At 70.9% G+C, this 2,300-nt stretch carries 2 protein-coding genes and 1 pseudogene; all 3 read right to left on the reverse strand.

Going from position 1 to position 2,300, the window contains the following annotated elements; translation table 11 throughout:
* Positions 1 to 1,316 (reverse strand): UDP-glucose/GDP-mannose dehydrogenase family protein (locus G6021_RS14715; protein WP_182641605.1); only part of this gene is annotated, 1,316 nt, incomplete at its 3' end.
* A gap of 131 nt (positions 1,317 to 1,447) precedes the next feature.
* A complete protein-coding gene (gene dcd / locus G6021_RS14720; RefSeq protein WP_017838407.1) occupies positions 1,448 to 2,011 on the reverse strand; it encodes a dCTP deaminase in 564 nt (187 codons plus the stop codon).
* Positions 1,992 to 2,300: pseudogene (locus tag G6021_RS14725) on the reverse strand (hypothetical protein); the annotation flags it as partial. The pseudogene G6021_RS14725 and the gene dcd, both read right to left, overlap by 20 nt.

Raw genomic sequence — 2,300 nt, forward strand, 5'->3', positions numbered from 1 at the left:
CGGCCGAGGGCGCGGTAGGTCCAGCCGGCGGCGCGCCAGTCGTCGGCGGGCATGCAGTTGCGGCCGTCCAGCATGATCCGCCCGCGCGCCACCGCCGTCACGGCCGCCGGGTCCAACTCGAGGAACTCGGCCCACTCGGTGGCCACCAGCACCACGTCCGCACCCTCACACGCCTCGATCGCCGAGTCGGCGTACGCGAGCGTCGGGAACAGGGCCCGCGCGTTGTCCAGCGCCTGCGGGTCGTACACCACCGCCTGCGCCCCCTTGAGGGACAGCATCCCGGCCACGTTCAACGCCGGGGAGTCGCGCACGTCATCGGAGTCCGGCTTGAACGCCGCCCCCAGCACCGCGATCGTCTTGCCGATCAGCATCCCCCCGCACGCCTCGGTCGCCAGATCGACCATCCGCTCCCGGCGCCGCATGTTGATCGAGTCGACCTCCCGCAGGAACGACATCGCCTGATCGGCACCCAACTCCCCGGCGCGGGCCATGAACGCCCGGATGTCCTTGGGCAGGCACCCCCCACCGAAGCCCAGACCGGCACCCAGGAAGCGCCGACCGATCCGCGGATCCATCCCGATCGCGTCCGCCAACACCGTCACATCCGCGCCCGCCGCCTCACACACCTCCGACACCGCGTTGATGAAGCTGATCTTGGTCGCCAGGAACGCGTTCGCGCTGACCTTGACCAACTCGGCGGTCGCCAGGTCCGTCACGATCACCGGACACGGGTCCGAGTCCAGGATCGGCGCGTACGCCCCGCGCACCACCTCCTCGACCGGCCCGCCCGGCTCACGCACCCCGATCACGATCCGATCCGGCGTGAGCGTGTCGGCCACCGCGAAACCCTCCCGCAGGAACTCCGGGTTCCACACCACCTCCGCCCGCACCCCCTGACGCGAGTGCTCGTCGGCGATCTCCTGCAACCGCGCCGCCGTCCCCACCGGCACCGTCGACTTGCCCACCAGCACCGCATCCGCGGTCAACAGCGGCGCCAACCGGGCCACCACGTCCTCCACATACGAGGTGTCGGCCGCGAACTCCCCCTTGCGCTGCGGGGTACCCACCCCGATGAAGTGCAGGTCCGCGAACTCCGCGGCCTCGGCGTAGTCCGTGGTGAACCGCACCCGACCCGCCTCCACCTGCCGCCTCAGGATCTCCGGCAACCCCGGCTCGTAGAACGGCACCTCACCGGCCCGCAGGCGCTCGATCTTCGCCTCGTCCACATCCACACCCAGCACCTCGTGACCCAACTCGGCCATACAGGCGGCATGGGTGGTCCCCAGGTACCCGGTCCCGAACACGGTCATGCGCATAGCGCAGTTCTACCGTCCCCGGACGACCTCCCGGGAACACCGGGGTGAACGCGGGACGAGCGTAGTGTGGCCGGGCCCGGGTCGCCGACGGGCCCGGGTCGCCGACGGGCCCGGTTCGGCAACAGTCCCGGTCAGCGGAAGTTGAGGTACGCCTTGGAGGCGGTCGGGCCGCGCTGTCCCTGGTACTTCGAGCCCGTCGCGGCGGTGCCGTACGGGACCTCGGCGGGGCTGGACAGCCGGAACAGGCACAGCTGGCCGATCTTCATCCCCGGCCACAGCGTGATGGGCAGGTTGGCCACGTTGGACAGCTCGAGGGTGATGTGCCCCTCGAACCCCGGGTCGATGAACCCGGCGGTCGAGTGCGTGAGCAGACCGAGTCGACCGAGTGAGGACTTTCCCTCGAGCCGGCCCGCCAGGTCGTCGGGAAGGGCCAGGCGCTCGAGGGTCGCCCCCAGGACGAACTCGCCCGGGTGCAGCACGAACGGGTCCCCTGACGCGGGTTCGACGAGTTCGGTGAGGTCGTCCTGCTGCTGCGCCGGGTCGATGTGGGTGTAGCGCGAGTTGTTGAACACGCGGAACAGGCTGTCCAGTCGGACGTCGATGCTCGACGGTTGGATCAGCGAGGAGTCGAGAGGGTCGATCGTGAGCCGCCCGTCGGCGAGCTCGGAGCGGAGGTCACGGTCGGAGAGCAGCACGGTCTAGAGGGTATCGCGACCCCCCGGCGAGCAGGCGGAGCTGGGTGCCCAACTCGGTGACGCTCACGCACGCCTCGGCGAAGGGCAGCCGCTCCCGGTGGATGCGCCCGTCGCGCCCGACGAGCTCGATGTCCACCCCGGCGCGGTCGATGCCGACCAGCAGTGGCCGCTCGGCCGGGAGGCAGCGGCACACGCGCAGCGCCATCCGCGGCACCACCTGGCAGCGCGGGTCGTTGAGATGGTCCAGCCAGTGCCCCTCGAGGTCGGCGAAGGGGTCGGGCCCGGAGGA

Origin of the sequence: Dietzia sp. CW19 (assembly GCF_014145265.1) — a bacterium.
Lineage (GTDB): Bacteria > Actinomycetota > Actinomycetes > Mycobacteriales > Mycobacteriaceae > Dietzia > Dietzia natronolimnaea.